Source organism: Streptomyces sp. NPDC054975, assembly GCF_053609105.1.
The window spans coordinates 29,836-54,613 of record NZ_JBSGWV010000032.1 but is presented as its reverse complement, the minus strand read 5'-3'; the positions used below and the strand labels follow the sequence as shown (position 1 = coordinate 54,613).

General features: G+C 73.1%; 19 protein-coding genes and 1 riboswitch. Of the genes, 8 read left to right on the top strand and 11 right to left on the bottom strand.

The features are described from left to right. Window positions 1-298: 298 nt before the first annotated feature. Entirely contained in the window at window positions 299-1,168 is an 870-nt protein-coding gene (locus ACWF79_RS24735; RefSeq protein WP_453730320.1) for a universal stress protein, read from the top strand. Between the two features lie 262 nt (window positions 1,169-1,430). Here ACWF79_RS24735 and ACWF79_RS24730 read toward each other — a convergent pair whose 3' ends face one another. After that, on the bottom strand, window positions 1,431-2,156 hold the full coding sequence (locus ACWF79_RS24730) for a response regulator (RefSeq protein ID WP_453730319.1): 726 nt from the start codon (window positions 2,154-2,156) through the stop codon (window positions 1,431-1,433). Between the two features lie 397 nt (window positions 2,157-2,553). Here ACWF79_RS24730 and ACWF79_RS24725 point away from each other — a divergent pair, with 397 nt between their 5' ends. Both ACWF79_RS24725 and ACWF79_RS24720 read left to right on the top strand, forming a co-directional pair. Continuing rightward, window positions 2,554-2,880 carry an STAS domain-containing protein gene (locus ACWF79_RS24725; protein ID WP_453730318.1) on the top strand — a complete coding sequence of 109 codons (327 nt, stop codon included), beginning with the start codon at window positions 2,554-2,556 and terminating at the stop codon, window positions 2,878-2,880. A gap of 146 nt (window positions 2,881-3,026) precedes the next feature. Next, a complete protein-coding gene (locus tag ACWF79_RS24720; RefSeq protein ID WP_453730317.1) occupies window positions 3,027-3,491 on the top strand; it encodes a pyridoxamine 5'-phosphate oxidase family protein in 465 nt (154 codons plus the stop codon). A 160-nt stretch (window positions 3,492-3,651) separates the two neighbouring features. Here the strand turns inward: ACWF79_RS24720 and ACWF79_RS24715 are convergent, their stop codons facing one another. Next, window positions 3,652-5,376: a GAF domain-containing protein gene (locus ACWF79_RS24715; RefSeq protein WP_453730316.1), complete on the bottom strand. Its 1,725-nt coding sequence runs from the start codon at window positions 5,374-5,376 to the stop codon at window positions 3,652-3,654. 279 nt (window positions 5,377-5,655) lie between these two features. After that, window positions 5,656-5,796 (bottom strand): hypothetical protein, encoded by a 141-nt coding sequence (locus ACWF79_RS24710; RefSeq protein ID WP_453730315.1) that lies wholly within the window; start codon window positions 5,794-5,796, stop codon window positions 5,656-5,658. A gap of 420 nt (window positions 5,797-6,216) precedes the next feature. Between ACWF79_RS24710 and ACWF79_RS24705 the strand changes: the two genes are divergently transcribed. From ACWF79_RS24705 to ACWF79_RS24695, 3 genes are all read left to right on the top strand, one after another. Further along, window positions 6,217-6,906: a CBS domain-containing protein gene (locus ACWF79_RS24705; protein ID WP_453730314.1), complete on the top strand. Its 690-nt coding sequence runs from the start codon at window positions 6,217-6,219 to the stop codon at window positions 6,904-6,906. A 228-nt stretch (window positions 6,907-7,134) separates the two neighbouring features. Next, entirely contained in the window at window positions 7,135-7,305 is a 171-nt protein-coding gene (locus tag ACWF79_RS24700) for a hypothetical protein (RefSeq protein ID WP_453730313.1), read from the top strand. Window positions 7,306-8,571: 1,266 nt separating this feature from the next. Further along, window positions 8,572-9,186: a LuxR C-terminal-related transcriptional regulator gene (locus ACWF79_RS24695; RefSeq protein WP_453730312.1), complete on the top strand. Its 615-nt coding sequence runs from the start codon at window positions 8,572-8,574 to the stop codon at window positions 9,184-9,186. An 81-nt stretch (window positions 9,187-9,267) separates the two neighbouring features. On the opposite strand, the gene ACWF79_RS24690 is transcribed toward ACWF79_RS24695, so the two are convergent. The 6 genes from ACWF79_RS24690 to ACWF79_RS24665 all read right to left on the bottom strand — a co-directional run bounded on the left by ACWF79_RS24690 (window position 9,268) and on the right by ACWF79_RS24665 (window position 18,288). Next, a complete protein-coding gene (locus tag ACWF79_RS24690; protein WP_453730311.1) occupies window positions 9,268-11,007 on the bottom strand; it encodes an ATP-binding cassette domain-containing protein in 1,740 nt (579 codons plus the stop codon). A gap of 134 nt (window positions 11,008-11,141) precedes the next feature. Continuing rightward, window positions 11,142-12,953 (bottom strand): ATP-binding cassette domain-containing protein, encoded by a 1,812-nt coding sequence (locus ACWF79_RS24685; RefSeq protein ID WP_453730310.1) that lies wholly within the window; start codon window positions 12,951-12,953, stop codon window positions 11,142-11,144. A gap of 165 nt (window positions 12,954-13,118) precedes the next feature. Next, window positions 13,119-13,247 (bottom strand): mycelium formation morphogenetic lantipeptide SapB, encoded by a 129-nt coding sequence (gene ramS / locus ACWF79_RS24680; protein ID WP_015037662.1) that lies wholly within the window; start codon window positions 13,245-13,247, stop codon window positions 13,119-13,121. Next, a complete protein-coding gene (gene lanKC, locus ACWF79_RS24675; RefSeq protein WP_453730309.1) occupies window positions 13,244-15,910 on the bottom strand; it encodes a class III lanthionine synthetase LanKC in 2,667 nt (888 codons plus the stop codon). The genes ramS and lanKC overlap by 4 nt, the downstream gene beginning before the upstream one ends. Window positions 15,911-16,102: 192 nt before the next feature. Further along, window positions 16,103-16,855, bottom strand: coding sequence for a restriction endonuclease (locus tag ACWF79_RS24670; RefSeq protein ID WP_453730308.1), 753 nt, complete (start codon window positions 16,853-16,855; stop codon window positions 16,103-16,105). A gap of 221 nt (window positions 16,856-17,076) precedes the next feature. Next, a complete protein-coding gene (locus ACWF79_RS24665) occupies window positions 17,077-18,288 on the bottom strand; it encodes a GAF domain-containing protein (RefSeq protein WP_453730307.1) in 1,212 nt (403 codons plus the stop codon). 214 nt (window positions 18,289-18,502) lie between these two features. Beyond that, window positions 18,503-18,608: riboswitch (ZMP/ZTP riboswitch) on the top strand. A gap of 29 nt (window positions 18,609-18,637) precedes the next feature. Between ACWF79_RS24665 and ACWF79_RS24660 the strand changes: the two genes are divergently transcribed. After that, window positions 18,638-19,492: a bifunctional 5,10-methylenetetrahydrofolate dehydrogenase/5,10-methenyltetrahydrofolate cyclohydrolase gene (locus ACWF79_RS24660; protein ID WP_453730306.1), complete on the top strand. Its 855-nt coding sequence runs from the start codon at window positions 18,638-18,640 to the stop codon at window positions 19,490-19,492. Window positions 19,493-19,620: 128 nt separating this feature from the next. After that, the gene (locus ACWF79_RS24655) at window positions 19,621-20,193 is read left to right on the top strand and encodes a hypothetical protein (RefSeq protein WP_453730305.1); all 573 of its coding nucleotides are present in this window, start codon (window positions 19,621-19,623) and stop codon (window positions 20,191-20,193) included. Between the two features lie 15 nt (window positions 20,194-20,208). Here ACWF79_RS24655 and ACWF79_RS24650 read toward each other — a convergent pair whose 3' ends face one another. Together ACWF79_RS24650 and ACWF79_RS24645 are read right to left on the bottom strand one after the other, a co-directional pair. Continuing rightward, entirely contained in the window at window positions 20,209-21,597 is a 1,389-nt protein-coding gene (locus ACWF79_RS24650; protein WP_453730304.1) for an SWIM zinc finger family protein, read from the bottom strand. Further along, entirely contained in the window at window positions 21,594-24,596 is a 3,003-nt protein-coding gene (locus tag ACWF79_RS24645) for a DEAD/DEAH box helicase (protein WP_453730303.1), read from the bottom strand. Before ACWF79_RS24645 ends, ACWF79_RS24650 begins: the two co-directional genes overlap by 4 nt. Window positions 24,597-24,778 lie beyond the last annotated feature (182 nt).

Sequence of the window (24,778 nt, the reverse complement as noted above, 5' to 3'; positions counted from 1 at the left end):
GGCCGGTTCGGGGGCTCCAAGGGGAGTCGGCCGTCCGGCACTCGGGGGCGCCCTGTCGGGCGCTGCCCCTTCACGGTGATCGGCTGGGGTGTCTCGCGCAGGGGGCCGGAGGTCCCTGTCGTGGGCCGGTGGACCTCGCGGCCGCGCATCGCCTGCCGGTCGGCCGGGGCGCCGTGGCCGAACGGCCGGGAGTCAGGGCCGATGGGCCCTCGGCGGATCGCGCCTCCCCACGGATGCTGAGACCAGCAAAGGGGCGGCCGAGGCGGCCACACCCGTCGATCCGTATGGAGGAATCCCCATGACCAGCGTCATCACCGTAGGAGTGGACGGTTCCGCGGAAAGCCTGGCAGCGGCTGACTGGGCGGCACGCGAAGCCGCTCTGCGCGGCATGATGCTGCGTATCGTGCACGCCTGGCTCTGGCAGCCGCTGGACGTCCCCGTCGTCCAGGACAGGGAGACGCAGGCCAAGTCCGCCCACGCGGTGCTCCGTGAAGCCGAGACACACGTCGCCGACAGCCACCCGGCTCTCACGGTCACCTCGCACGTGGTCCAGGACACCCCGGTCGCCGCTCTGCTGAGGGAGGCGGAAGCGGCGGAGATGCTGGTGCTGGGCTCCCGTGGGCACGGCGCGCTCGTCGGCTTCCTCCTCGGCTCCTACGGCCAGCAGGTGATCGCCGCCGCGAAACGCCCCGTCATCTCCGTGCGCGCCCGTGACGGTCGGACGTCGGAGGAGGGCGGTGAGATCGTCGTGGGCCAGCAGGGCACGCCGGAGGACAGCGACGCGGTGCTCGGCTTCGCCTTCGAGGAGGCGGCCGCACGCGGCACGGCCGTGCGCGCGGTACGGGCCTGGAGCCTGCCGCCGGTCCTCGCCTACAGCCCCGGCTCGATGCTTCTGGCGGACGAGGCCGGAGCACTGGAACCGTTCGAGAGGAAGGCGCTGGCCGAGGCGCTCGCCCCGTGGCGGCAGCGGTTCCCCGCTGTCCCGGTGATCGAGCACGTCGAGATCGGCAGCGCGGGACAGGTACTGCTGTCGGCCGTGCCGAACGCGCAACTGCTCGTGGTCGGCCGCCGGACGCGTCGCGCGCCCGTCGGCACCCGCATCGGGTCGGTCGCCCACGCCGCCCTGCACCACGCCCCCTGCCCTGTCGCTGTCGTACCGCACGACTGACGACCCAGGCCCCAGTCCGTGCGGGGTACGGCCGCGCGGCCGTACCCCGCCACGAACGCCCCCCGGCCGGACCGGTGCGTGGTGACGCCGCCGGCCGACCGAAACGTGAACAGGCCCGGCGGGCTGCCGGGCCGGTGATGCTCTCCGTACGCAGGGGACGCACGTACGCAGGGGACGCACGCATCAGCCCCTGTTCGACGCCCCGAGGGGCGCTGAGCAGGGGCTGCGTCGTCGAGTCGTAGCCATGCGGAGGCGGTCGGCGTCAGCCCCGCGGTCGGCCCTCGCGCCCGGCCGAGCCACCCTGGTCGTCGTGGGAGGCCAGGGCCTGGGTGGCGATGACGGCGGCCTGCACGCGGCGTTCCACGCCCAGCTTGGCCAGCAGCCGGGAGATGTTGTTCTTGACCGTCTTCTCCGCCAGGTAGAGGCGCTTGCCGATCTCCCGGTTCGTCAGCCCCTCTCCTACCAGCGCGAGGATCTCCCGTTCCCGGTCCGTCAGCCCGGGAAGCCCCTGCGGCTGCTTCTCCCGGGGGGACTCCCCGCGCAGCCGGGCCATCACCCGGGCCGTGGCACCGGGGTCGAGCATGGACTGGCCCGAGGCGACGGTGCGGACGGCGGTGACCAGGTCGGTGCCGGTGATCTGCTTGAGGACGTAGCCGGATGCGCCGGCCATGATCGCGTCGAGCAGCGCCTCCTCGTCGTCGAACGACGTCAGCATCAGGCATGCCAGGTCCGGCATGCGGGAGCGCAGCTCGCGGCAGACACTCACCCCGTCTCCGTCGGGCAGACGCACGTCGAGGACGGCGACCTGCGGGCGCAGTGCGGGCACCCGCACCAGTGCCTGTTCGGCCGTACCGGCCTCACCGACCACGGTCAGGTCGGGCTCGGCGTCCAGCAGATCGTGCACACCGCGGCGCACCACCTCATGGTCGTCGAGAAGGAAGACCCTGACAGGTTCCTTCCCGGTGAGGCTGCCGCTGCTGTCTGTCATGGCCCACTCCGTCTCCGCCGAATTGCCCGTCCCCGAAGGGGCTACTACGCATCGTGCCGCGCGGGCGGGACCACCGACCAGGGCCGGATGGCCCTCATACCGCTGGGCGAGGCCCCGCAGATGCCGTACCCCACGCCGCAAAGCCCCACGCAACCCCTGTCGCCGACGATCACGGGCCGGGTGGACGGCGGGCGCCCGTCGGCGCCATCGTCGCGTTTCGGCAGCGATGTTCCCCCTGAGACGGCGAGGCATGACGGAGAGGGACCTTTGGCCCCCAGGAGGGACCCGCCGGACCTGATGCCTTCACTCGCGTTCTGGTGGACTTCCTTGCGTCGGCACGACCGGGGCAATCAGGGCCCCGGGACCCCGCCTGGATCAAGAAAGTAGGGCTGCCGCCATGACGACGCCCCCGATCAGCTTGACCATGAACCCGCTGGACCACAGCGCGACGGCCGTCGCCCTGGCTGGAGAACTCGACGTGTACACCGTCGCCCGCATCGAGGAGATGTTGACCCACCTCACACGGGAGACCGACCGCGAACTGCTGCTCGACCTGGCGGGCGTCACCTTCTGCGACAGTTCCGGCGTCGCCCTGTTCCTGCGCATCCACCGCCGGTGCGTGGCGGTCGGCGTGCGCCTGAGTCTGTGCCGCATCCAGCGGCTTCCCGCTCGCGTCATCCGGGCTCTGGGCGTGGACCGCGCCGTGCCCTGCTCCTTCGCCTGACCCATCGGAAGGTCCCGACGCGCGGCGATGGCGGACCGGCACGCTGAAAGGTCCCTTCGGCCCTATGGGGGCAGCGTGTGACAGGAGAGGCTGGCGGGAGGCATCGCATTCGCCCTGGGACCGAGCTGGAGCAGAAGGTGGGCACGATGAAGGACGAAGCCACGCACACTTCGGTGGACGACCACCGTGAGGCGGTGGCGCCCCGGCGGGTGGGACGGCTGGACCGCGCCGAGGCCCTGCGGCTGCTCGGCAGCGTGTCGCTCGGGCGCATCGTCTTCACGCATCAGGCCCTGCCGGCCATCCGCCCGGTCAACCACCTCATGGACGGCGAGGACATCATCGTCCAGCTGCACGACGGCGCCACCCTCGCCTCCATCGTGACGCCCACCCAGGCCGCCGGTGTCGTGGTGGCCTACGAGGCGGACGTCATCGACCCCGAGACGCACATCGGCTGGAGCGTGGTGGTCACCGGATACGCTCACCGGATCACCGACGAGAGGGAACTCGCGCGCTCCGCCGCCCGGCTGCGCCCGTGGGTGCAACACCCCACGATGAACGCCGCGTTGCGAATCCGGCCGGACCTGGTGACAGGCTTGCAGCTCACCGTGTAGGCACTGCCCGTCGCGCGGGACCTTGACGTGCGACGACGGATGTCTCGCCGCGACCGCGCACCTGCCGAGCGGCGGCCGCCCGGAACTCCGGCGGGGACGTAGACATGCCACGGTAGCCGCCCTTCACCGGATCGGATGTCCGCCGGCGGCAACGCCGAAGTCACTCACGGACGCCGGGAGTGAGGGGCGCGCGCCACACCAGCCGGCTGCCGCCCTCGTCCGGGCGCCCGATCTCCAGGGTGCCGCCCACGCTGCGGGCCCGCTCTTCGAGATTGCTCAGGCCGCTGCGCCTGCCGTCGGCGGGGATTCCACGGCCGTTGTCCGTCACGGTGAGGGCGACTTCGTCGGCGGTGGCCTGCAGGGTGACCTCGACCCGCGTGGCGTGCGCGTGGCGGGCGGCGTTGCTGAGCATCTCGGTCAGGGCCGCCGTGACGTGATCGGCCACCTGCGGGGGGACATCGGTGTCCAGCAGGCCCTCCATGCTCAGGCGGGGCGGGAAACCGAGCGTGGTCGCGGTTTCGCCCACGGCGCGTGCTACGCGTGCGCGGAGGCTCGGCCCGGTGTCCTCCTCGCGGGCACGCAGGCCGAAGATCGTGGAGCGAATGATCTTGATGGTCTCGTCGAGGTCCCCGACGGCGCGCGAAACCCGTTCGGCGGCGCCCTCGTGCTGCACGAGGCGTGCAGCGCTCTGCAGGGTCATACCAGTCGCGAACAGGCGCTGGATGGCGAGGTCGTGCAGGTCCCGGGCGATGCGGTCACGGTCTTCAAGGATGGCCAGCTGTTCGGCGTCGCTGCGGCGTTCGGAAAGCTCCAGAGCGAGCGCGGCCTGCCCGGCGAAGGCCAGCAGCGGCTCCAGTTCCGCTTCGGTGAAGACCGGCTCACCTTGGTGGCGGGCCAGCAGCAGCACGCCTCGGGTGTCCTTGGCGGCGGTGCCCAGCGGGACGGCGACCGCCGGGCCCAGGCCGTCGAAGCGGCGGGGCCCGGCGGTGTACCGCTCGTCCTCCGCGAGGCCGGCGGTGGTCACGGGCGCGCCGGCCTTGTAAGCGGCGCCGGAAAGGGTGCCTTCGACCGGTACCACCAGGCCGCGGCGGGTCTCTCCGTCGGCGCCGATGGCCAGCTCGACGACGAGGTCGTCCGTCCCGGCGACGGGAACGGAGACATCGGCGAGCGCTGCCCCGGTGATCTCCTGCGCGCGGCGGGCGATGAGCTCCAGGACCGCCAGTCGCGGGCTGCCGGAGAGGAGGCTGCTGGTGATCTCCGCGTTCGCCTGGAGCCAGCGCTGCTGGCGCTGCGAAGCCTCGTACAGCCGCGCGTTGTCGATGGCGACGCCGGCGGCGACGGAGAGGGTGGAGATCACCGACTCGTCCTCGGCGTCGAAGTCCACTCCACCGTGCTTGTCGGTCAGGTAGAGGTTGCCGAACACCTCGTCCCGGACGCGGATGGGCACGCCCAGGAACGTCCGCATGGGCGGGTGGTGGGCGGGGAATCCGTACGACGCCTCATGGGCTCCCAGGTCGGTCAGACGCAGCGGCTCGGGGTTGCGGATGAGCTCGCCGAGGATGCCGTGCCCGGCCGGCAGGGGGCCGATCCGGGCGATCTCCTGATCGGTCAGGCCGACGGTGAGGAACTGCGACAGGGTCCGGCCGTCGGGCCCAATCACCCCGAGCGCCGCGTACTGGGCGTCGACCAGGAGCGCGGCGGCTTCCACGATGCGCCGCAACACCTGTGAGAGGTCCAGTTCGCGGCCGACCGAGACGACGGCCTCCAACAGGCTGTGCACCCGGTCCCGGGTGCCGCGGGCGGCGTTGATGCGCGCCTGCAGTTCCTCCAGCAGCTCGTCGAGCCGCATCTGAGGCATCCGCGACAGCGGCTCCTCCACGCCCACCGGGCCTCCTCCGTCAACCACCCGCCCCTACCGTGGCCAGCCTATCGGCCGTACGGGGGCAAAGGCCGGTGGATCAGATCGAGGGCAGTGGCCGGGGACCGGCGTAGGAGGTGACGCCCTCGCCGGGGGTGGAGGCGGGCGCCGAAGCCTCCTCGTCAGGCGTTCTTGCGGCCCCACTCCGGGGCGACCCGCGTCCATTCCGGGCCCACTGTGCAGCGCGGCGCCCTCGCACGAGCTGGTGGACGGCGAGCACCTTGACCAGATTTCCGTGCGCCTGGGTCAGGGGGCGTCCACGATGCACGAGGCGGGGTCGCCGACGATGTCGCGCGAGACGATCGGAGCGTCACCGACCCGCAGGATGCCCTTCAGCGGTCCGTCCGCGGCGTCGAGGAAGGCGTAGTTGAGGTCCTCCGCGGACACCGGCTGCTCCGGGACGAGGGTGAGGTCGGCCCGTGAGGGCTCCCACCCACCCGCGGCAGGGGTCGAACGGGGCTGTCCCCGTGCCGTTGGGCCCTCCTCTCCAACCCGCCGAGTGGCCGGAACACGGGTCGAACGGCCCGCAGAACGGGTCCTGACCGGTTCTGTCCCCTCCTTCCGCCTCGCACCACTCTGGGAAGCGATGGCAAACAGGAGGAGCGAGCCACGAAGGCAGCGGTGGTGAAGCCCCTGGGGGAGCCGTTGGTGATTGAGGAGCGCCCCGATCCTCTCCCCGGGCCCGCGTTCAGCCTCCCGCGGCAGCCGCATCGATGCCCCGACGGTTGAGAAACGAGGTCCGAAGGCGCGCAGGGAACGAAGGGCGCTGCCTTGGGAGGCGGCCAGGAACCACCCGAGCGAACGGAGATGAGAACCGTGGTGAAGCACCGGACCGTGGGCGAGGTGATGACCAGCGAAGTGGTCCAGGCACACCCGGACACCTCCTTCAAGGAGCTGGCTCGCCTGCTCACCTCCCACCACATAAGCGGTCTGCCGGTGGTGGACGACGACGACAAGGTCATGGGCGTGGTCTCCCGGACCGACCTGACCCGGCGACAGGCGGCGCGCGGCCGGTCCGGGTCCGGCCGGGGACGTGTGCTGCGGGCCCTGACGCGCCATGTTCGCCCCACCGCCCTGACCGCCGACGGGCTGATGTCGAGCCCTGCCGTCACCGTGCATCCCGAACAGCGCGTCGTCGACGCCGCGCGCATCATGGAACGCCGCCACATCGACCGGCTGCCCGTCGTGGACGAGGAAGACCGTCTCATCGGCATCACCACACGTCGCGACCTCCTGCGCGTCTTCCTGCGCACCGACGAGGAGATCTACGAGGACGTGGCCGACGCTGTCTGCCTCCACAGCCCCGCTCGAGACGCCGACGAACTTCGTGTCGATGTCCGGGACGGGATCGTCACCATCGAGGGCGCTGCCGGACCTGAGATCAACCCGACGGCGCTGGTCCGGGCGGCATGGCGGGTCGACGGCGTCGTCGGCGTGGTCGACCGGCTGACAGCGGACCGGCGAGACACCTCCTCCGTACCGCCGAGCGGGGCGTAGCGGTCGGGCCGAGAAGGCCCGCCGCGGATCGCCCGTTCCAGGACGGCGCCGAGTTGGCCCACCGCTTCGTCGTCATCCCCGGTGACCGCCGGCGCGGGGTGTGGCCGGCTTGGTCCGGCCGCAAGACCACACCGTGCTCGACGGCACAGGGAGTCCGGCGCGTCCTTGCGACGGGCGGCCTCGCCTTCACGGCCCCGCCTGGAAGAGCCTGCGGACGAGACGGGGCTGATGAACCTCGATGCGCTGGAATTGCCCGCCGACGCAGGCGTCTATCTGTGCGGCCCGCTTCCCTTCATGCGCGAACTCAGTAGCCAGCTGCTGCGCGGCGGGATCCCCGCCCGCAACATCCGCTACGAGGTCTTCGGCCACGGCCTGTGGCTCGCCGACGCCATCGCCTGACGGACGCCGGTCCCCCCGCCCGCGCCACCGTGCCGTCCGCGCCCTTCCATGACGATCACGCCCGTGGCCGCCACCAGCCCCGTCGTGGCCGGCCCGCCATCGGCCAACGCCATGGACGCACTCGCGCAGACACTACGGCTGGACCAAACGGAAGGGGCGCATGTGCACGACCGGGCTCGAGACTCGTGTACTCGACCGGGTCGGGTGGCGACAGGGTGTTGGTCACGGCGAACAGGCGGCGTGCGCGGCGGTGGAGAACGAGTCGGCGCAGATCCCGGTCACGTCGCCGAGACATCGCGGCTGAGCCGCGATGCGGCCCGTGTACGGCCCGGAACCGCTGGTCAGGACTGGGATACGCATGGCGCACGAACTGGGAGAACAGGCGCGCTCCGATGCCTCCCCCGTTTGGAGGGGCGGGTGCTCTCAGAGGGCGCCCGGCCCGGTGAATCTCCAGGCCAGGCGCCTTCTTTCGTTCCGTTAGAAGAAGCCCTGCTTCTTCGGGGAGTAGCTCACCAGCAGATTCTTCGAGTGCTGGTGGTACACGCCTCACATAGCCTCTGACCAGCGGAAACGGCCACGATTCGCCCAAGTTGCAGGCGGCTGGTCCGCGTATGGCCCGGATCTTGGTCCACGGAGTGGGTCCCTGACCGATGGCCCGTGGCGGCGGCGAGTTGGCACACAAGCGCGGGGCGGGCCGACGGGCCGCCACCGAGCATGCCTTGATCCAACGTGCCACGAGAGAGAAGGTCGCCAGGCCTGGGCCTGGGCCTGTCGCGGCTGTTTGCCTACCGCCGCCCTAGGTCAAGCTGGCCCGATGCTTCTGTGCTTGGTTCACGGCATACCCCGAGCAGCGGCCATACGCGGGAGTCAGCGCCCCGGGTTCCGCCGAACCTTGGAGAGGAGGGGGGCGCTGCGAGCCCGCCTGTATCTAGGCTGCCCGCGCCTGTCCCCCCAGGCCGTGGACAGCAGGAGCGGCCGGAGGCGCGCGCCCCGGTGCTGTAACGGCTCCGTGCTCCACGGCGCGTCCGTGCCCCTCCACGCCGGTGAGTGCACCGACCGGATCTGGACATTTCCGACCGGCGCTGTGTGAACCCCCACCCGGTGGCTTGCGCACCCTTCGTACGCAGGGATCGGATCCGGCCCGGGCGCCCCGAAGTGCGCCCCCTGTGCGCCCGATGCCGTGTTCCCGCGCGGGAGAGCCGGGCAGAGGGGTGAGGGCTGATCGCGTCGCGCCCCAGGTGCGTGACGCAGACTGAAGGGGTGGGAATGATAAGAGTCACGGTCGTGTACGAGGCGCAGCTGCTGCGTGCCGCGCTGGTGGACCTGCTGCAGTCGGACGACGAGGTCGCGGTCGTCTCCGCGGTCTCCCACTGGCCGCAGGAGCCGGCGAGCACGCCGGCACCGGACGTGTACGTCGCCGACGCCGAGTGTCTGCCGCCCGCGGGGGCGGAGCCCGACATGCCGGCCACGTCGGTGGCGGCGTTACTGGAACCGGGCGGATCGGCGCTGCTCGCGCTGACGCCCGCCCAACGGCCCGGAGTGCTGCGCCGGGCGCACGCGGCGGGGGCGACCGGTTTCGTCGACAAGAACGCCTCGAAGAATCGATTACTCCAGGCCGTCCACCGGGTCGCCGCCGGGGAACGTTTCATCGACGAAACGCTCGCCCTCGGCTTCCTCCAAGCCGCTGAGATGCCCCTCACCCGTCGTGAGTTGAGCGTGCTCACGCTCGCGGCCGACGGAGCCCCCGTCGGGGAGATCGCCGCGACGCTGTACCTCTCCAAAGGGACCGTAAGGAACTACATGGCGAGCGTCATCCGCAAGGTCGGCGCCCGCAACCGGGTGGACGCCATCCGGATCGCCCAAGGAGCCGGGTGGACCTGATCGCCGCCGGCGGGGCTGACCACCGCCGCGTGACGTATCCGCGGCGTCGCCCCGTGAGTTCTCCGGGGCACGGCCCCTGCTTCAGGGCTGGATGTCGTTCCAGTGCCCCACCAGATCGCGATAGAGCGCCGACCGCACGAGCAGCTCCTCGTGCGTGCCGCATCGGGCGCGGGTGCCGTCGAGGACGAGGACCCGGTCCGCTCGCAACGCGGACGACAACCGGTGGGCGACGACGACCAGAGTCCCTGGCCGGGCACGCAGGGCGTGTTCGGCCCGGGCCTCGGCCACCGGGTCGAGGTGACAGGTGGCCTCGTCGAGCAGGAGCAGGGGGGCGGGGGAGAGGTGGACGCGCGCGAGGGCGATCAACTGGCGCTCGCCGTGCGAGAGCGCGTCCGGCCGCACCGGACGGTCGAGCCCGCCGACGCGCTCGACCAGCGGTTCGAGCGAGAGGGCCCGTACGGAGTCGTCGACGTCGGACTGGCAGGCGTCGGGGCTCAGATAGCGGAGGTTGTCCCGTAGGGTGCCGCTGAAGACGTACGCCTCCTGAGGGATCAGGGCGCGGAGGGCGACGAGTTCGGGCGACGGGTGGTCGCCGACGGGGCGGCCGGAGAGGAGCGCCTCGCCCCGGTCGGGCGTCAGCATGCCCGCCGCCACCTGAAGGAGGGTCGACTTGCCTATGCCGCTCGGGCCGACGACCGCGATGTGCTCGCCGGCCTCGACGGTCAGGTCCAGCTCGTCGAGTACGGCACGGGCACCGGGTCCGTACGCCACCCGGACGTGGCGCAGTTCGAGCGCGGCCGTCGTCGGCCCGGCTGCCGATGGGCGCGCGTACCCGCCGGTTGCGGGTGCGGCTGCGGAAGGCGGGCCGGGCCCGGTGGCGGAAGTCGCGTCGGAGGCGGGCTGCCTGTCCGAGGCGGCGGCGGAGCCGGATACCGGCCCGGTGAGCCGGTCGAGGATGACGAACAGGCGCGCCCCCGCGGCGCCCAGGACGGTCATGAGCGTGTGCAGGGCCGGCAGCAGCGCCTGGAGGATATAGGTGAGCGCACCGACGAGGGCGCCCGCCGTCACTCCTTGGTCGAGCAGCCACGGGGTTGCCGCCAGGAGCAGGAACGCGGGCAGCTGGCCCGCCGTCGCCACAGACAGCGCCCGGACCGCCGCCCAGCGTGCGAGGGCGCGCTGCGCGGCGGCAGCCTCCTCGATCGCCGCGCGGTTGCGGGCGGCGGTCGTTTCGTGGGAGCCGCAGGCGACGATGTCGCGCAGGGCGGTCCGTGTGACCTCCGCACGCCGACCCACGGCCTCGTCCGCGTCGAGGTAGCGGTGCTGGGCCCGTGCCATGGGCCGCAGCGAGGCGGCGAACAGGGCGATGCCCAGGACCAGCGGCGGGCATACGACGAGGAGGAACTGCGGTGCCAGGGACATCAGGCCGATCAGGGCCCCGATGGCGACGAAGACGAGGGAGCGGGCCGCGAGCACCAGTCCGGCGAAGCTGTCCCGTGCGATCTCCGCCTGACTCGTCAGCCGGGAGATGGCGGTCGTGCCCACGACTCCGTGCCCGGCCGTGGCCGCGCGCAGCGCCCCCGCCACCGCCCGCCGTACCAGTCGATCGCGCAACGGTTCGGTGAGATGAGGAAGTTGGGCGAAGACGCCCTGGACGACCGGCGTGCCGAGGAGGATGACCACGGAGGCCCCCGCGAGCCAGAGCAGTCCCGCCGTGATGCTCCCCCGCAAAAATCCGTCGTCCAGCGATCGGGCCACGCAGTAGCCGCCGAGGAACGTCTGGGCCGACTCGGCCGCCGACCAGGCCGCCAGCCGGACCAGCACCCCCTTGCGCTGCCCGAGAAACCTCCGTCCCGACGCCAGAACACGCCGCGACGTGCGCTCGGCGGCAGGGGCAGGGCCGATGCGCGGCGACGGTCGCTTCGAGTCCGTCGTCCGGTCCCCGTACGCCTCCGACGTCACGCGTCGCTCCGGAGTTCGTCCGCGAGGGGATCCACCGGAGCGACGGCCGCCGTCGCACCCGCCGGCTCGGCCAGGAACACCGCGCGGTAGTGCGGGTCCTTCCACAGGAGCCGGTGCGGCCCGCACCCTCGTACCTGTCCCGCCTCCAGCCAGACCACCTTGTCCGCGCTGGCCGCCGTGGAGACCCGGTGGGCCACGACGAGTTTGGTGCACGGCCTCAGTGACGTGGAAAGGGCGAGTTCCACCTGCCGTTCCGTCGCCGTGTCCAGGCTCGACGTCGCGTCGTCGAGGATCATCAGCCGTCCGCTCCCGATGAACGCCCGCGCCAGGCCGAGGCGCTGGCTCTCCCCACCGGAGAGAGGCACCTCGTCCAGAGGTGTGTCGTACCCCTGCGGGAGGAGGCGGATGAAACCGTCGGCGCTCGCGGCCCTCGCGGCGTCGCGGACCTTCCCCAGGGAACCACCCGTACCCGCCCCCTCCGTCGGCTCCCCGGCATCCCCGAGCCCCGAGGCGATCGCGCTGCCGACCGTGGGCGTGGCGACGCTGTCGAAGGAGGGGCGGGCGAAGGCGTAGGACGTCGCCGAACGCAGCTCCGCGCCGGTCAGTTCGGCCAGGTCGACCCCGTCGAGGAGGACGCGCCCCCGATCAGGGTCGGTCAGCCGGCCCGCGACGGCGGACAGGGTGGACTTGCCGGCGCCGGAGCGGCCGACGACCGCGACCGTCGAGCCGCCGTCGATCGTGAGCGTCACGTCCGTGAGCAGCGGGACGCCGTCGCGCACCACCCGTACGTCCCTGAGTTCCAGGGTGCCGAGCCCGTCGGGCGGCAGGGCCGCGGAGCCGTGGGTCAGGGGCGGGAGATCGGCGAGTGCGGCGGTGCGGCGGCCCGCCGCACGGGCCCGGACCAGTGCGCCGAGCGGCGCCGCGATCGATCCGATGCCTGCGGCGAGCGCGGCGTACCGCGAAGCGGCGAGCAGGTCGCCGATGCTGAGCTGCCCGGCGGCCAGCCTCGCCCCCGCCACCGCGACGACGGCGGTGGTGAGCAGGGGAAGGAGTACGCCGCTGCGGGCCACGGCGCGGCCGTGGACGAGCCACATCCGGGTGCCGTACCGCGTCATGTCCTCCAGCGGGGCGAGGACGCGTTCCTCCTCGCGACGTGTCGTGTGCGCGGCGGCGATGGTCCGCGCACCGCTCAGCGCCTCGGCCAGCCGGGCGGCGACGGCGCCCTGCGCCTGCTGGTAGCGGCCGACGGAGTCGGACGACTGGTGCGCGAAGGACCGCAGGACCATGAGGAGCAGCGGCAGGCCGGCCGCGAAGGCGGCCGCGGTCCAGGGGTCGATGAGGGCCAGCGCGACAAGCGCGCCGGTCGGGACGAGGACGGAGGACACCGAGGTGGCAAGGGCCGCCGGTGCGCCGCCGCTGTCCGTGGCGTTCACGCACAGCCGGGAGGCGACGTCGCCGCCCGAGTACGGCTCGGCTCGGTGGGGGGCGGTGGCCGACAGCCCGGTCAACGCGCGGAGGCGGATCCAGGCCGCGGCGCGTGCGGTGGTCAGCTGCGTCAGAAGGACGCAGGCGGTCTCCAACAGGACCTCGGCGACGAGCAGTACGGCGGCCCAGGCCAACCACGCTCCCGCGGCCGGATCCCGGTGCAACAGGAGATCCAGCGTGCGCCCGGCGACCGAGGGGACGGCGAGTGCGCAGCCGGCCGCGGCGACCGAGCAGACGAGCAGCGCCGCCGTCGGTCCGACAGTGTGCCGTACGGCGCCGCGCAGCAGCCCGTCGGACCCGGTCCGAGAGATCCGAGAAGCCATCCGATGCCCTTTCCCCGAGGAGCCGCCCGACGCTTCTCTTCCTCACGGGGCTCGGCGCGTGGTCCCGACGCCCGCCCCGATCATCGGTGCCCCGGGAGCTGAGGTCCCGGGGCACCGTGACTACGCGCCGGCGCCTCTACGGACCGTGCGCGGAGCCGGATTGGCTCAGTTGCAGGTGGTCACGCTGAGGCTGCTGTCGCCACAGAGGAGCAGGCTCGCGCGGCTGCCGGTCTCGACGTCGCCGATGGCCTCGTCCTTGGGGGTCTCCAGCGACTGCAGGTCGAACAGGTTCATGATCGTTTCCTTTCGTGTGGGGACGGTGGTGCGGTACGACCCCGGAGCGGGGCCGGTTCGTGGGGCCGCCGGAGCGGCGGAAGGAACGGCAGGTGCGCCGGGCGGTCGCCCAGAGCTGCCGAGAGGGCCAGCAGGACGCCCGCCGTGCCGGTGGCGAGGTCCATCGAGAGCCGCATCATCTGCTCGCCGGGGAAGGCGAGATGGCCCTCGAAGGACATCGCGTGCCAGGTCAGACAGCCGACCTGACGGCGTACGTCCTCGGGCCCGGTGCCGGGCCCGCCGGCGTTCGTGCGGGCGAGGTGCAGCACCATGCCCGCGACACCGCGGAAGAGGCCCGGCTGGGCGTAGAAGGTGGCCTGCGCCGCCTGCACGATCTCGTGCCGGGCCCGGTCGAGGGCCTCGTCGTGGCGGTGGAGGAGATAGTCGTCGATCACCATGCCGATGCCGACGCTCCCGGCACCGAGGTACGGCATCGTGCGCCAGCCCTCGTCGACCTGGAGGGTGCCGGAGGCACCGCGCACGCAGCGGGTGAGATCGTCGTGGAGCGCCTCGGCGGCGAGGTCGAGGAGCGCGGAGTCGCCGGTGCGTTCGTAGAGCCGCAGGAAGAGCAGGGCCCGACCGGCCGCACCGTGCAGCAGCCCGGTCCGTACCCGCCCCCCGGCCCCCGGCCCTGCGGGCCGCGACAGCGTGACGGCCGGGCGGGCCGCCAGTTCGGCGCATCTCAGCGCCGCCGCGTGCAGGCCGGACTCGCCCGTCGCGGCGGCGAGCGCGTCCAGGGCGAGGCCCATTCCGGCCGTCCCGCCGTGCAGATCCGGCGCGAGCGCTTCGTGGTCCTGCGCGAGGACCAGCTCGGCCAGTTTGAGGGCGGAGGCGGTGTGGCCGAGTCGCTGAAGGGTCCAGGCGATGCCGGTCAGCCCGTCGTAGAAGCCGAGCGGCGTGCCGGACTCGGGCTGCTTGGCGTACCGCAGGAGCCGTTCCTCCGCCGCCGGGATCCGCGCGGCCCCGCTCTCGTCCAGGGCGTGCAGGACGCCCGCCGTGCCGTAGCCGACGGACATGCCGCCCCCGGCCGTGGCGAACTGGGCGATGTCACCGGGGAAGAACCGGTCCTCCCGGTCGGGCGTCGCCGACGCCAGGATCGCCCGCACCATCGCGTCACGGCTGTCCGGCCACGCGCCGGGCTCGACCGGCAGGAACGGCGCACGGCCGCCGGACGCGCCGGCGCGCGGCGGGACACCGGCCGGCTCCCGCAGGATCTCCCGTACCGCCGCGTCCAGGAACGCGCCGGGCACGGGGAATTGAGCCGCCGCGACCTCCGCGAGGTGCGCCGCCTTCCCCCGGTCCACGGCGAGCAGACTGGTGAGCGGGACGAACAGCGCGATCCGCAGACAGGCGAGCGCGTAGCGGTCCACGTCGAAGCCGCGGCGGTCGGCGGGCGCGACGAACGCCGGGTTGGCGACGGTCTGGCGGCCGCCCGCCGCCGCCGGCTGCGCCGCCTCGAAGTCCAGGAGCACCACGGAGGTCTCGTCCTCGGAGACCATGATGTTGAACAGGTGCAGGTCGTTGAAGACGATGCCCCGCGCGTGCACCTCGGACACCGCCTGCTCGACGAGGCCGTGGATCCGCAGCGCCCAGTCCGTGTACTCGGCGAGCCGCTCCGCCGGAGGCTCGGCCTCCATCAGCGGATGCCGGCGGGCGAAGAAGGTGTTGAGCGGTCTGCCCTCCACGAACTCGAGGACCAGGAAGTGATGGTCGCCGATCGTGAAGCTGTCGAGGACTTCCGGCGTGCCGCCGAGTCCGGAGAGCCGCTCCAGCGCGGTACGTTCGCGGTGCAGGCGGGTCACGGCGTCGGCGCCGTCGGCCGCCAGCCCGGCGTACGGGCGCGCCTCCTTCAGGACGACACGCCGCCCCGTCTCGCGGTGCCGCGCCTCGTACACGCCCCCGCCGTTGGAGAAGTGCAGGGCCTTCTCGATCTCGTACGGCATCTCCTGGACCGTCACGGCGGCCCGCGCGTCGAGGTGCGGGCGTAGGAACGGCGGGGGAGTGACCCAGTCGGGCACGCGGAAGACCGGCCCGCGCGGATCGGGTACGAGGGTGCCGGAGCCGTCCTCCATGGCCGGCCGCAGCTCACCCCGCTCGTCGTAGCAGTGGCGGCGCGTGAAGCTGCCGTACCGCAGGTGCACGGGGCCCTGCCCCCACCGCAGATCGCTGAGGATGTACGGGCCGGGCTCCCCGTCGAGCAGGTGCGCCAGGTCGGTCGCCAGGCGCTCGCACTGCCCGTCGTCGGCCGGGTAGACCGTGATGAACTTGCCGCTGGCGGCGCGGTCCGCGTACTTCGCGTTGCGCTGGTGCAGCAGGTACCGGCTCGGCACGAACTTGAACGCCACCTCGTGGCGCAGGCAGTACTCCCGGACCGTGTCCAGGACCCGCTCCGCGTTGTCGAGACAGGCCGAGACGTGGATCTTCCAGCCCTGCGACGGAAGCGTGCCGCCCACCGGGCGCAGGGCGAGCCAGTCACCGGTGCGGTGGCTGGTCCATCCCTCGGGGACGGGAAGCGTGGCGGCCGGGTAGAGGGAGTCGCCCGCTCCGTCGGCGAAGACGAGGCGGTGGGGCGCGTCGTAGAACTGACGGTCGGCGTCGCAGAAGACCGCGTACCCCTTGTTCACAACGCACTCCCTGGGTCGGTGATGGAATGACGTTGTCACGCGCAGGAAGGACCGGGACAGTCGCCGCTGTCACGTCTCGCCCATGCGGTACGCACAGGTAACCGGTGCTCTCCACCCGCCGCCCCTTCCTCTCCAGGGGTGCTCCCTGCCGCGGCCAGGCGCCGCCCGCCCGGCAGGCCGTCGCACGGAGGTTCACGCCGGGCCGGCCACCGCGACCGGCGTCGCCGGATCCGGGCCGGGCGTCTCCCACGGGGGCGGCGCGAGTTGATCGGTCCACGCGGCCAGCGCGTCGCCGTCCACGCAGACGATTCCGCATGTGGCGGCGTACGCGGCGGCCGGTGCGGTGAAGGAGCTGGTGGTCACGACGACCGCCACATCCGCCTCGTGGATGGTGAAGCAGGTGCCGCCGAACCTCTGCAGATCCTGGGACCCCACGCGGTTGTCCTCCGCGTAGTGCTTGCACTGCAGCACGACACGCAGGCCGTCCTCGGTCACCGCCAGCACATCGGCGCCCAGGTCGCCCGCCCCGCCCACCACTTCCACGGTGGCGCAGCCGTCCCGGGCGCACAGCGCGGCGACCGTGTGCTCGAAGCCGTCGGCGTCGACCGCGCCGTGGTCCAAGGCTCCGGTGTCCAACTCCGCCACCTCCGCGGCCGGCGGCGACGCGTACAGCTCGCCCGGGGGCCGGACGTCCTCGCGGTTCCGGACGGCGTGCGAACTCCGCCTGGCCATCCCGCGCCCCACGACCAGCCCGAGGACGGCGAGCGTGGCGAGGACGGCGACCGAGATGCCGGCCCCGCGACTCCCCGCCGTTCCGGCAGTCCTCAGGAAGAGGGCAAGGCCGCCGCCGCATATCCCCATGAGCCCCACCGCCAGCAGCAGATCACGCCCGATGGCCACAGGACCGCGCCGGGCCGCACCACGGTCTCCCCCGATCGCCTTCACCAGGGCCTCCCTCCCTTCTCGATGCCCCACGCGCCGTCAACGCACCGCCGCCCCGCCCCGGCAACGGCTCGGGGCCGCGTCACGCCGGTCTGCGGGTCAGTACCGCGGCTGTCCTCTCCGTGAGGCGATGTTCCTGACGGAACGCCAGGTATCCGCGAACGCGCTTTCGAAACGTGGCCGACTGCGTCGGTGCACTTCACCGGGGGTGTGCCCGGCGCGATTCACGCCGTTGTCGCGGGCGCCGGCGCCAGCCGCCACAAGGCCGGCACCCCGCCGTGCGGGCTCCGTCGCGCGCAGGGTGGCCAAGAGGGCGTGTGCTTCCGGCGCGGTGAGGTCGAGATCCTCGACCATGCGGCGGGTGGTGACGTACGCGAGCCCGTCGGCGAGCATCGCGCGTTCCCAGGCGGTGTACCGCGCGAGGACGAGGTCGGCTTCCCGGGGCACCCGCAGTGCAGGCGGTGCGGGCGGTGCGGGCGGAACCGCCGGTGCGGGTGGGCGGACGAAGCCGGCGTCGTGGGGGTGTGCGCGGCAGGGAGGCGCTCCCGCTCGATCTCCGAGAAACCGCACACCGCCCGGCAGACGGCCTCGGCCTCGTCCAGATCCGAGCAGCCCTCGTCCTCGTACAGGAGCGTGAGGAGTTCGTCGCCGGCCACACCCTCCGGACGATGTGCCAGGACCACCAGGATCTCGCTGTGGCGGCGGCTCAGCCGGACCCGCCGCCCTGCCACGGTGAGCAGCGCCTCGTCCCGGCCGAGCGCCGCCAGCCGTACCCGGTCCGCGGCCGGCTGCGGCGCGAGCAGGGCCAACTGCGACTCCGCCGCCCGTGCCACGGCCTGCACGAACGCCAGGCTGTGCGGATGCGCCAACCGGTCCCCGCCGGTGATGTCGACGGCGCCGAGCAGCCGCCCGCTGCGCGGATCGTGTACAGGAGCCGCGGCACAGGTCCAGGCCTGCGCCGGCCGCTGGAAGTGCTCGGCGCCGAACACCTGCACCGGGCGGCCCACGGCGAGCGCGGTCCCGGGCGCGTTCGTCCCGGCCGCCGATTCCGACCAGCAAGCCCCGGCGACGAAGTTCATCGCCCGCGCCCGCCGCAGCGTCCCGGGATGGCCCTCCATCCACAGCATCCGGCCCGCCACGTCGCAGACCGCCAGGAGATGTTCGCCGTCCGTCGCGTACGTGCCCATCAGCTCCCGGATCACCGGCATCGCGAGGGCCAGCGGATGCCCCGCGCGCTGGTCGGCGAGCTCGTCGTCCGCCAGCTCCACACGGGCCGCGCCGTCCGGGCTCACCCGGGCCCGCGCCGAGCGCCGCCACGACTCGGCGACGAGGGGCCGCACCGCGGGGAGGTGGACCTGGCCGCCGCTCGTGAACACCTCGTGCGCCCGCCGCAGCGCACCGGCGTCCAGTCCCGCCGCCGCCCACGCCTCGCTCAACTCGGCCTCCCGTCGAGGTCCCGCTGCTTGTGCGGCTGCTGATCCCGCGGCTTCCCTGTTCGTACGGCTCCGTCTGTCGGCAGGCCCCTTCGCCTGCCCCGTCGGTCGTCATCGTGGTGTGCGGGGAGGTCGCCGACAAGCCTGCGGACCCGCGGGCATGCGCGCCGTGTCCGGAGACCGCCCCTGGGGTCCGCCCAGGGCTCACGTAGAGTAGGGCTCGGGCCGTGACTGGCGCTTGAGGTGGATCACCACCGGGGAGCGGCCCGCGGACCCCGCGCACCCGCGCGAATCCGACGCTGCCGTGCGCCTGGGCGATCACCCTGTCATCGACGACGCCCAGGAGTGGCCCATGTCCACCAGCTCCGCCTCCCTCATGGACGGCACCGCCCTCGCCCGCCGCACGGTCGAGGAGACCGCCGCCCGCGCCGCCGAGATCACCCGCCGCACCGGCGTCACGCCCTGCCTCGCGACGGTGCTCGTCGGCGCGGACCCCGCCTCCGTGACGTACGTGAAGATGAAGCAGAACCGCTGCGCGAAGGCCGGAATCCGCTCCAAGCACGTCGAACTGCCCGCCGAGACGACCACCGAGGAACTCGTCGCCGCGATCACCGCGCTCTCCCACGACCCCGAGGTCCACGGCATCCTGCTCCAGCACCCGGTGGGCCCGCACATCGACGAGCGGGCCGCCTTCGAGGCGATCGCCCCCGAGAAGGACGTCGACGGCGTCACGATGGCCTCGTTCGCCGCCATGGGTTTCGGACTGCCCGGCTTCGTCTCCTGCACGCCCGGGGGCATCATGCGGCTGCTCGACGCGTACGACGTCGATCCGCGCGGCAAGCGCGCCGTCGTCGTCGGCCGCTCCGCGATCCTCGGCAAGCCGGCCGGCCTGCTGCTGCTCGGTCGCGACGCCACCGTCACGTACTGCCACTCGCGCACCGCCGAGCTGTCGTCGGTCGTCCGTGAGGCGGACATCCTCGTCGCGGCCGTGGGCAAGCCCCAGTTCATCAAGGGCGAGGACATCAAGCCGGGCGCAGTCGTGATCGACGCCGGTTACAACCCCGGCAACGTCGGTGACGTCGACTTCGACACCGCCGCCGAGCGTGCCTCCCTCATCACCCCCGTACCGGGTGGTGTCGGCCCGATGACGATCGCCGTACTCCTCGCGCAGACCGTGGAAGGGGCGGAGCGCCAGCTTGGCCTGTAGCCCCTTAGCACGGCGAGGGACGCTGAACGGCCTGTACGGGCAAGGGAACTGTCACAGTTCTGTACGGGCCGTGCTGCAACTCGGCAGCAACGCAACCTGCTCGGCGGTTCGCGGGTGACCCTGTCACCATGTCCCCGTTCACCGGCGAGAATTCGCCGTCGTTCGCCCGGTACCTCTTCGTACCGCTCCTCGCCCTCGTCGTCGCCCTCGCGATCGCGAGCCGTCACGAGGGCGAGAGCCGGTGGGACGCGACCGCGCGGGTGAAGGACGGCGCGGGCGTCGACGTCGCGCCGGCCGCCGACGAAGGGCTCGCGGCGCAGGGCGGAACGGTCGGGGCCGTCGATGCCGTCGCGTACCACCGCCTCAAGCCGGGGGAGTGCTTCGACATCGACCGCGCCGCGCCCGGCACCGTCGTACGGCGCGGATGCGACCGGCCGCACGACGGCCAGCTCGTCGCCGTGATCCGCCTGACCGGCGAGCACCGCAACGACCAGCAGATACGGGACGCGGCGGCGGCCCTGTGCCGCGAGCCGCTCCGCCGCAAAGCCTCCGAGCAGCCGCACGGTACGCGCTGGACCACCTTCGTCCAGTACCCGTACCGCTCCGGCTACCTCGTCGGCTCCGACACCGTGGCCTGCAGCCTCACGGCGTACGCCGTCCCCGGCACGGCCGGGCGCCAACTCACCGCGCCCCTGCTCTGACCACGCCTTTCCCTGTCATTCCTCCTGCGCCGCCAGGCCCGCGAGCGCGGCGGCGGGATCCTGGTCGGCAGGACCGGCCGGGGCCCAGGAGCCGCGTTCCTTGCGGAAGGGCCACCAGCGGCCGTCCTCGCCGAGTCGCAGCTGCGCCTCCGCGCCGACCACCGTCCAACGCGCCGCCCCGGACTGCCGCAGAACGGGCCGGTCGACCTCCTCCCAGGCCTCCGCGAGCCCTGCCTTAGCGCGGGCCAGCGCCTCGGGACCCGGCGTCCACTCCTCCTCCAGTACGGAGAGGGCGGCAGCGCCTCCGAAGCGCCACGCGCGCGTGGCCCGGCCGAGGTCCGCCTCGCGCCGCCCCGAACCCTCCGCGAGCCGTGTCGCGACCCACGACGGAGGAGTGCCGGTGGCCGCCATCCGCACCGCGTCCTGAGCAGTCGTCAACGACGGTTCCCCAGAGGGGCGTTCGTGCCGCTCGTGGCCCGGCGCGAGCGCCTCGGCCAGCATCCGGTGGGCGCGGGCGGCCGCGTCCGCCGCCAGGAACTCCAGGGCCGCCGGGTCGAGACCGGGCGCCGGCTCGGTCTCGGTGTCCAGCGAGGGCGGCTCGCCCGGTGCGGAGGGGAGCTCCGGAGGAGCCGGCAGCGGCGGAAGGATGTCGCGCGCGGCGAACGCCTCCTCGGCCGATACGCCCTCGGCCCCCGCCCCTTCGGCCCCCGGTCCCTCGGGGGACTCGCGCGTGCCCCGGGTCGCGGCCGCCGCCCTCGCCGCGCTGCGCTCCTGCAACGCCTCCACGAGGGCACGCTCACCACGCCCCCGCATCAGCAGCAGCACGAACGGGTCCTCGTCCAGCAGGCGCGCCACCTGGTAGCAGAGCGCGGTCGTGTGCGGGCAGTGGTCCCACGCCTCGCACCCGCACTCGGGCTCCAGATCGCCGATACCCGGCAGCAGTTCGAGCCCGGCCGCCGCCGCGTCCTCCACCAGGTGCGGCGGCATCTCGTGGTCCAGGAGTGCCGCGATGTGTCCCGCGCTCTCGGCCGCCAGGTCGAGCAGCCGGTCCCACTCGTCCTCCGACAGCTCCTGGAGGAGGACGTCGCTGCGGTACGAGGAGCCGTCACGGTCCTTGACGACCGCCGTGATCCTGCCCGGTCGTACCGACACCGCGCCCACCGCGCCCGCGCGCGCCTGCCGCCGACCCTGTTTCACCTGCTGGCCGTCGAGCGCCGTGTCCTCCAGGGCCTGGAGCCAGGCACGCCCCCACCAGGTGCGGGCGAAGGCCGAGCCCCGGGCGGGCGGCAGCGCCGTGAACGTTCGCTCCTCGACCGCTCCGTGTCTGCCCGCGGAGCCCTGGACCTCTCCGTATCCGTCTCCGGATCCGCGCCCGTCTCCGTATCCGTGTCCGTAGTCGCTCATCGTCCGTCCTCCCCGTCGCCGTTGCCGTCCCCGCGCAGGCGGACGAGGTCCGCCAGCTCGGCGTCGGTCAGTTCTGTCAGCGCCGCCTCGCCCGAGCCGAGCACGGCGTCGGCCAGCGCCCGCTTCCGCAGGAGCATGTCCGCGATCCGGTCCTCGATCGTGCCCTCGGCGATCAGCCGGTGGACCTGCACCGGCTGGGTCTGGCCGATGCGGTACGCACGGTCGGTGGCCTGGGCCTCCACGGCCGGGTTCCACCAGCGGTCGTAGTGCACGACGTGTCCGGCCCGGGTGAGGTTGAGCCCCGTACCCGCCGCCTTCAGCGACAACAGGAAGACCGGCACCTCGCCGTCCTGGAAGCGCGCGACCATCGCCTCCCGCTCGGCGACCGGAGTGCCGCCGTGCAGGAACTGCGTGCGGACGCCCCGCGCCGCCAGATGGCTCTCCAGCAGCCGCGCCATCTGGACGTACTGGGTGAAGACCAGCACGCTCGCGTCCTCGGCGAGGATCGTGTCGAGCAGCTCGTCGAGCAGCTCCAGCTTCCCCGAACGGCCCTCGATCCGCGGGCGCTCCTCCTTGAGGTACTGCGCCGGGTGGTTGCAGATCTGTTTGAGCCCCGTCAGCAGCTTCACCACCAGACCGCGTCGCTCCATCCCGTCCGCCTCGGCGATCGCCGCCAGGGTCTCGCGTACCACCGCCTCGTAGAGCCCGGCCTGCTCCTTGGTCAGGGAGACGGCCCGGTCGGTCTCGGTCTTCGGCGGCAGTTCGGGTGCGATGCCCGGGTCGGACTTGCGGCGGCGCAGCAGGAACGGGCGGACCAACGCGGCCAGGCGCTCGGCCGCCGCCGGATCCTCGCCGCCCTCGACGGCCGAGGCGTAGCGGGACCGGAAGGTGCCGAGCCGGCCGAGGAGGCCGGGGGTCGTCCAGTCGAGGATGGCCCACAGCTCGGAGAGGTTGTTCTCGACCGGGGTGCCGGACAGGGCGACGCGCGCCTTGGCGCCGAGGGTGCGGAGCTGCTTGGCGGTGGCCGAGTACGGGTTCTTGACGTGCTGGGCCTCGTCCGCGACGACCATGCCCCAGGTCCGGGCGGCCAGTGGGCCGGTGTCGAGCCGCATCGTGCCGTACGTCGTGAGGACGAACTCGCCGTCGGCGAGGTCCTCCAACGTCCGCGACGGGCCGTGGAAGCGGCGCACCGGCGTGCCGGGGGCGAACTTCTCGATCTCCCGCTGCCAGTTGCCCATCAGCGACGTCGGGCAGACGACGAGGGTGGGACCGGCGGACGCCGGATCGCTCTGCCGGTGCAGGTGGAGCGCGATGAGGGTGATGGTCTTGCCCAGACCCATGTCGTCGGCGAGGCAGCCGCCCAGCCCGAGCGACGTCATCCTGTGCAGCCAGTTGAGGCCGCGCAGCTGGTAGTCGCGGAGCGTCGCGGCCAGCGCGGCGGGTTGGGGTACCTCCTGCGGGCCGCCTTCCGGGTCGGCGAGGCGGGCGCGCAACTGCTCCAGCCAGCCGGTCGCCCGGACCTCGACCCGCCGGCCGTCCACGTCGGCGGTCCCGGTGAGTACGGCGCCGAGCGCGTCGACCGGAGTGACCTTGCGGTCCTGCGCCGCGCGGGCACGTCGCACCTCGGCCGGATCGACGAGGACCCACTGGTCACGCAGCCGGACGACCGGGCGACCGGCCTCGGCGAGCTGGTCCAGCTCGGCGCGGGTGAGGTCCTGGTCGCCGATTGCGAAGCGCCAGTTGAAGGCGAGGAGGGCGTCGGCGGAGAGGAAGGAGGGGAGCGCGGAGGAGCGCCGGCCGTCGGTGTCGGCGACGGAACCATGGCCGGAGGTGTGGCCGGTGCTTGTGTCGGTTCCTGAGGACCCGTCGGCGCCGTGTGGCCACTCGGCGGGCTCGGGGGACTCGCCCGGTGGACCGATCACCGCGTGGGCGGTGAGGCGGTGGGACAGGTCGCGCGGCCAGTGGATCTGGACGCCGGTCGCGGCGAGTGCCCGGGCCGCCGGGCCGAGCAGGTCCGTGACCTCGTCGTCCGCCAGCTCGACCGCGTCGGGGACGGCCGCCGAGAGCAACGGCGTCAGAGGCGCCCAGGCGCGCGCGGCGCGGCGCAGCGCGAGCAGCGCGTCCATCCGGGCCTTGGGTCCGAACGCCGACGCCGCCGACCCCGCCGAGCCGCCCGGACCCGTCGATCCGGCCGAGGCCGCCGATGCCGCAGAGCCGGCCCAGACGTCCGCCGCGTCCGCGACCACCGTCGGGTCGGCGACGCTGTGCATCTGGAGCACGGCGCGGAAGGCGGGGGCCTCCCGCTCGCTGAGGCCGGGGAGTTCCAGACGCAGGGAGAGTCGTACGCCCGCGTCGTGGCCCGCGGCGACGTCCGCAGCCCAAGCCCGCTGCGCGGGCAGTTCCTGCGGCTCGTCGGCCGCGAAGGCGGGCCCGCCCGCGGCCAGCGGGGCGGCCGGGGTGCGCGGCAGCCCGTCCACGACCGCGTCCACGAAGTCGCGCAGCAGCCGCTCCGGTTCGGGCAGGCGCAGCGGCTCGTCACCGCTCGCCCCTCCGGCCTCCGGCAGCGGTACGGCGTGGGCGGCCGGCGGCATCGACGCGGCGAGGGCCCGCAGGTCGGCCAACTCCTCGTGGCCCAGCGGGCCCGCTCGCCAGGCGTCGCGGTCGGTGGCCGTGAGGCCGGGCAGCAGGAGCCCCCTCGCCGCCAGGTGCAGGGCGAAGAGGGAAGCGGCGCCCCAGAACGCGGCGGCGGGCGAGGCCCCGTCGGCGAACCGGGCGCGGGTGAGGATCGGCAGGGCGTCCCGTACGGAGAGAAGTACGGCCGGAACCGTCCGGGGGCGCACGTCCTCGGCCACCACGGTCAGCCTGTCGTCCGTCGCCGGAGGGCTGTCGGGGGACCAGAAGGCGATGCGGCCGGCGCGAGGCGGGTCGGAAGGCAGGAAGACGGCGGAACAGTGGGCGAGTTCATCGAGTCTCTGGGACGGCGACAACGCATTCCTCAAATTTGACTACTGGGCCGAGCGGCCGAGGGTACAGGAACCTCCGGCGGGACCGTAAACGGAACAGCCGTGATGTGGATCACGCTCCGAAGGGGGGTGACTGTCCTTCCCCGAGACGACCCTGCGGGGTGGAGCCAGCCCTACCCCTGCCGCCGGGGAATCCCCCCGGCATCTCGGGGGGTGAC